Annotated in this window: 4 protein-coding genes and 1 pseudogene; 1 reads left to right on the top strand and 4 read right to left on the bottom strand. The window is 37.5% G+C overall.

Translation table 11 applies throughout. The features are described from left to right. Positions 1-74 precede the first annotated feature (74 nt). The 4 genes from ACFIJQ_RS08715 to ACFIJQ_RS08700 form a co-directional block, all read right to left on the bottom strand. The gene (locus ACFIJQ_RS08715; protein WP_015856306.1) at positions 75-329 is read right to left on the bottom strand and encodes a tail protein X; all 255 of its coding nucleotides are present in this window, start codon (positions 327-329) and stop codon (positions 75-77) included. Beyond that, positions 326-787 (bottom strand): phage tail protein, encoded by a 462-nt coding sequence (locus tag ACFIJQ_RS08710; protein WP_375629935.1) that lies wholly within the window; start codon positions 785-787, stop codon positions 326-328. Before ACFIJQ_RS08710 ends, ACFIJQ_RS08715 begins: the two co-directional genes overlap by 4 nt. A gap of 13 nt (positions 788-800) precedes the next feature. After that, on the bottom strand, positions 801-1,175 hold the full coding sequence (locus ACFIJQ_RS08705; RefSeq protein ID WP_375629932.1) for a hypothetical protein: 375 nt from the start codon (positions 1,173-1,175) through the stop codon (positions 801-803). A gap of 631 nt (positions 1,176-1,806) precedes the next feature. After that, entirely contained in the window at positions 1,807-2,937 is a 1,131-nt protein-coding gene (locus tag ACFIJQ_RS08700) for a metallophosphoesterase (protein WP_273788695.1), read from the bottom strand. Positions 2,938-3,733: 796 nt separating this feature from the next. Here ACFIJQ_RS08700 and ACFIJQ_RS08695 point away from each other — a divergent pair. Further along, positions 3,734-5,818 (top strand): annotated as a pseudogene (locus ACFIJQ_RS08695) (autotransporter outer membrane beta-barrel domain-containing protein); the annotation flags it as partial.

Here is a 5,818-nt window from a genome sequence, read left to right as displayed (position 1 = left end):
TAAAAGACGCTGGTAAAAAACCTCATGAACAGGTTTATCTCCCACCTTGACCACAATAAAGGGGTATGTGCGCATTAATCCCATAACCGCTTCACCATGCTTTGGGGATTAGACAACACAAACTCAGGCAAAATGACCGTTAAGCCCCGAGGTAAAAGCACACCATATTTGGCAATCTCTGGATTGGCTTCTAGTGTGGCTTCTAAATAACCGTTTAGTGCCCCAACTTGGATGCGGTCTCTGAACACTGCCATGGCATGGTGAAAGCAGATAAGATCGAGACTCATATCCTCTAGCTCTACAACAACATGCTTTTCTGGTATCTTCATGGAATTTGTCCCACTTGGTATTGTCCCACCTGATATTGTCCTTGCGGTTTTCCTCCATTGAAAAAGGGCAAGAGAGTAATGGAATAGCGGATGCGTTGTGATTGACCAGAGCGACTGATATAGTCGTGGTCTTTATTGATCGTGGTGATCACCACGGGACCATGGAGAAGGACACTATAGGTCGTATCATTGATCCAACGAAGCATCTGGACAGGCTTTGCTCTTCGAATGGTTCTGCTTATGGCATCAATGGCTACACGGTCACCAAATTCTTCTGGAAACCAAACGCCATGAATGGTTTTTGCATCATTGCCATAGCCGGTAAATTGCAAACTGGGGGACCTGCCAAAACGCTCTAGGAAAACCCATGTGGCAGAAAACTCTTCTTCAAAGGATTGGAAATTCAGCCAGTCCACATAAAATTGATGCGCTCCTAACATCATCAAAGGATCTCTCATAGGCTCCCTCCCCTCATTCTGTTCCCCCATGCAGAGCATTGGCACGTACCCGTTGAATGGCGTGGGCAACCGCATGACCAGTGGCAATGGGATCACGGGCGCCATTGACATGCACTGTTACATTTTGATTGTGGGTGGTGGTGGAGCGGTCTTTCTCTCTTTGTTCTCTCACAGAGTAATTGGCATGCCCCGCCCCCGCAAATTGTGCAATCGGTTGAATGGCTGTTGTGCCTCCCAAAAAACTTGGCAAAAACTCTCTTAAATTAATGGACCCAAACCACCCCTTCATGCGATGAGGCAAAGATTTACAAAAATCTGTCAATTGTGAGATGGTGCCCATAAAACCATCGACAATCCAACTCGCTAAATCTTCCCCTGCTTGTTCCATACTTGCCTTGGCATCATCAGAGAGCTTTTCGCGGCAAAAAAGCTCTTTCTAAACTGAAACTTCTTAAAATCCCCTTTTTACACTTCTCTCCAAGCAAAGATAAAACTGTCAAGACATATGAGTGTCATCTAAGAGTAATTGCGTGAAACCATAACCACTATAAACAGACACTAATATTTGTATCGTATTGTATCTATTTACTTACGTATAAAAGAAGAAGATAAAATTGTAATACAATTAAAAATTCATACGATTAATCAAAAGAAATTGTACAGCATCACAAAACATCAATTGTTTGAAGATTATAAGTAAAAAATTAATCAAAACAAAAATCTTTCTTGGTAATTCTGGATACTTCCTCGACAGCCTCCTCTTCTTTTCAAAGATGAAAGCCTAAAAAGAAAAAATAGAATAACAAACCATTATTCCGCTTTGTATTAAAGCTCTGTTCACATTAAACCATTGTACTTATAGCGCTTAACCTGATATTTTAGTATTTTTGAAAAAAATATGAAAAAGATGTCTGATTTTTCATTCTACTTTTAAGTGACACTTAGACACTCTCATTGCTCTTCAAGTCCGCGCATATAATAAGTTTTTCCCTCATCCTTAAAACAAAGAAAAAAAACTATTATAACTGACTGCAACTTGCGGAAAATTGGGTGTCTTTCCCTATAACACCAAGATCTTTAATTAAAAGCGGTTTTCCTATTTCTCCATTATAGGCTTTAACGTGAATGGTCTTTCCCTTCACATCTATGAGGTAATAATCTCCATTAAAAAGCGCACCAGCTGTATAGATAGGGATATTTCCAAAAACCTTATCATTTTTCGCACGGCAATAAGACTGATAATGCGTGTGACCCACGAAGATTGCTTTAACATTATGAGAAGTAATAATTGACTTAAAGACCGACAAATCTTTAGCATTCTTTTTACGAATAAAAAAGGATTCACCGTCAATGGAAGCAGCACGCGCATCATGAAAATTAATGATTGTCACTTTACCTCTTGCATCAGCAGCAGCTAAATCGTTCCTAAGCCAATCTAAAGATTTATTGATTTGCACCTGCATAGACTGTCCCATCAAACGAACCGTATAGCTTGGATAATTGTGAAGCTGCACATAGTGAACATCTCCATAATCCCAAGAATAACTCAAACTTCCCCTTATCGAGCGAATATTTCTACCCGAAATGGGAACCAAACTTTCAGTAACATCTGCATTGAAATGCGATAATTGACTACGATATTTTTTGATTTCCGATACCATTCTTGAAACTGCACTTATAGCACAAGCATCTTTGTAAAAACTGAATTCTTGAGGATTTGTACAATTACCAACATTATTGGCATAATCATGATTCCCTAGCCCCTCATAGACAGGCGCTCCAAAATTTTTATAAACATTTTTATAATCATCATAGTTCTTTTGTTGTCCAAACTCCGTCAGATCACCATTGACAATATGGAACGCGGCCTTGTGCGCTTTTATCACACCAGCAACCTGCTCATTTATCTTTAACCATGGCTCTCTGTTTGTTATTCCATTGGCATCACCAGAGTTTAAACGCCACGGTTGCGGATCAGCCATGATGATAGCAGTATAATTTTTTGCGAGAGACTTTTCTTTCATAGACCAGCCCATGAATGCATCATGATAAAGCCTCTCGTCCCTTCTTGACTTTTCAGAATCAAGGTTAAAACAACCAGAGAGAGTAAAAGCAATCACGGTAATTACCAATTTAACTTTATATCTCATAAACCTATCACCATAAAAACGTTACATATTTTATTATATTATAAAAAATTCTTCAGAAGCAATTTTTTAGATTTTCTTGTCAAGAGTGTGTCAAAAATTCAAAAGAACGAAAGCAATGATCCTTCAATGAAGGTGCACTTTGATAATATAAAAGCACTGTTGGTTTCAAACCTTCAACTTCAAGCACTTTAATTTATTGAGATTAATGAGCTTGGGCTCTGTCAAATGCTATCGATACATCAACAGATACAAAAAACTAGTTATTTATCAAAACTTATCAAATGTTCGTATACTATTAAAATATCCCCCACAGAAGAAAAAATGTGTTCTGTATGCTAGAGTCGTCAACTCCTTTGGATATCAAGATCAAATACATTAGAATCTTATGATAAATAAGGTAGAAATAATCAAAAGTTCTAGAAACAGTGTTTAAGTATTACAGTCATAACTCACTTTGATAAAATATAAAACTGCAGAAGTATCATAAAAAACATTATTATTACTTTACAAAAAAACAATATAAAATATGTAAGTATTATAATAATATTTAAATTTATATAATATATATTTACATTAAATTTAATTATATAATATAAACAATTATAAGAACATTGTGTATTAAATATAAATTCATATAATGTTAATATCAGTTAATTTTTAATTTTGACAAGAAAACAAAAATATCTTACAAAACTAAAGACAATTATCGAAATTAATAACAACTATCCATTTTCACTTCTTCTTATGAAGTTTTCGGGGGAATGAATATTTTGGGGCTCTCATAAGGAGAATATTGGTGTATAAAACATCCCTTTTATCATGCACGGCTGCAGCCGCTATCATCCTGTTCAACATCCAGTTCAGTGTACATGCTGAAACCCTCGAAGTTTCTGATGGAAAAACAGTACCAGTATCCGATAAAACCTATGAAACTATTCACGCAAAAGATGGCGGAAAAATCATTGGAAAACATTTAACCATTGTTACGAATAAAGATATAGACCAAGACACGAACAAAACCGTCTATGCTGTAACAGCAGAAGGTGCTAACAGTGCAATTGAGTTACTGGAGGGCACAACCATTAAAGGCACTGGTTCTGGTATTTTCTTAGGCCTTGAAGCCAAAGACGGTGCTACACTTCAAATGACTAAGGGAACAATTACATATTCTGGAACGGGTGCCTCCTCATCTGGCATTTTATCTAGCACTGGTGCTTCCTTTTCTGACAGTAAGAGTAAAAAAAACAAGCTGGAAGATGTGGTAATATCGAGTGAAAACGATAACCGTTTACTACCCTTAGGAATAAGTGCTAAAAACAGCACAGTAACCTTGAACAATGTAACCGTTACTCAAGCACTAATAGGCATATTTGCAGAGGATCACTCAACAATAACAGTGTCTGGAGGATCACTCGATGGGGACACTGATGGGGTATATGCTGGGAACGGCAGCACCATTACTTTAAACAACAATGTTACAGTCGCATCATCTAAGAGTAATGCACTCCATGCAGATGGTATAGAATCCAAGATCACAATGAAAGGAGGGGCTGTCATAGGAGGAAGTTTGAATGGACATGGAGGCGCATTATTTACAGAAAATGGTGGACGTATTGAAATTACGGATGTTACTCTAACAACCAATAACTTCGGAAACGGTGCAAATGCCAATGGCTTTGGAAGCATAATTGAATTAAAAGGCAAAACAAGCATTGAAAAAGTTAGAAACGGACTGAGAGCAGAAAAAGGTGGTAAAATCACCAGCGAAGATTTAACAATAACTGCTTATGAAAACCAAGAATACAGTATTTCTGGTATAATAGCCATTGATCCCAATAGTGAAATTCAATTAAAGGGTCATACAACTATTGAAAAAGTTTCGTACGGTCTTGGAGCCTATAATGGTGGTAAAATTACCAGTGGAGATTTAACAATAGTCGGTGGTAAAGTAATTGATCAAGACCCCGATGAAGCACGATCTGGTGTATGGACGGAGGACTCTGGTAGTGAAATTCAGTTAACGGGCAAAACAACCATTCAAAATTTTTATGAAGGTCTTTACGCTGATAGTGGGAGTAAAATCATTAGCGGAGATTTAACAATAATCGGTGGTGAGTCCGAAGAAGCAACCGTTGGTGTAAGCACTTGGGAGGCCGGTAGTATAGTTGAATTAAATGGCAAAACAACCATTCAAAATGTTGATATTGGTCTCGCTACTGGTGAAGATGGCACAACTAAGATGGTTAATGGCGCTATTGATACTAATTCTAAAGATCTAGATCCCCAATCCGACACTCCTCAGAATGGGAAGAAAAATAAAATAGAAGCAAAAAAAGCTGCACTGGTTGTAATAAATGGCGGACATATTGATCTGAAAGATGTTTCTGCCACAGCAGAAGTTGCCGGTTTACAATTCGCAACTTTCTCTGACAACAATCCAAATGGCTCGCATGATCCACAAAAATATCATAGCAATGAGATCAATCTGACCAATGCAGAGCTTCATACTGAAAATGGTACAGGAATTTTTGTTGGAACTGTTGTTGAAAAAAGCATCGAAGATGCGGCAGCCCCATCAATCGGCACAGTCAATCTTAAAAAATCAGAAGTCCATGCTGACGTATTATTAGGAGATGGTATTTTTTGGGACAAAATGTCATGGAAAGATAAAGATTTGTGGGATGGTAAAGAGGTTAAAGCGATCTCCAACGGCACCTTCACATTAAACGCTGATCAGTCTACTCTAGAAGGCAGAGCGAATATTGCTAAAGACAGAAATGTACACTTTGATCTGAAAAACGATTCAACATGGACGTTGAAAATCAGCAAAAACGAAAAAGATAATGATGGCAATCTCCTTGATATTGCTCAAAGATCTCGT

The organism is Bartonella sp. TT67HLJMS, assembly GCF_042193375.1.
Classification (GTDB): Bacteria; Pseudomonadota; Alphaproteobacteria; order Rhizobiales; family Rhizobiaceae; genus Bartonella; species Bartonella grahamii.
This window is presented reverse-complemented; position numbering and strand designations above follow the sequence as displayed.

What these genes read in the sequence shown, in the direction of transcription:
- ACFIJQ_RS08710 (WP_375629935.1), bottom strand. Translation starts at nt 787, where the DNA reads ATGAGAGATCCTTTGATGATGTTAGGAGCGCATCAATTTTATGTGGAC.
- ACFIJQ_RS08700 (WP_273788695.1), bottom strand. Translation starts at nt 2,937, where the DNA reads ATGAGATATAAAGTTAAATTGGTAATTACCGTGATTGCTTTTACTCTC.
- ACFIJQ_RS08705 (WP_375629932.1), bottom strand. Translation starts at nt 1,175, where the DNA reads ATGGAACAAGCAGGGGAAGATTTAGCGAGTTGGATTGTCGATGGTTTT.
- ACFIJQ_RS08715 (WP_015856306.1), bottom strand. Translation starts at nt 329, where the DNA reads ATGAAGATACCAGAAAAGCATGTTGTTGTAGAGCTAGAGGATATGAGT.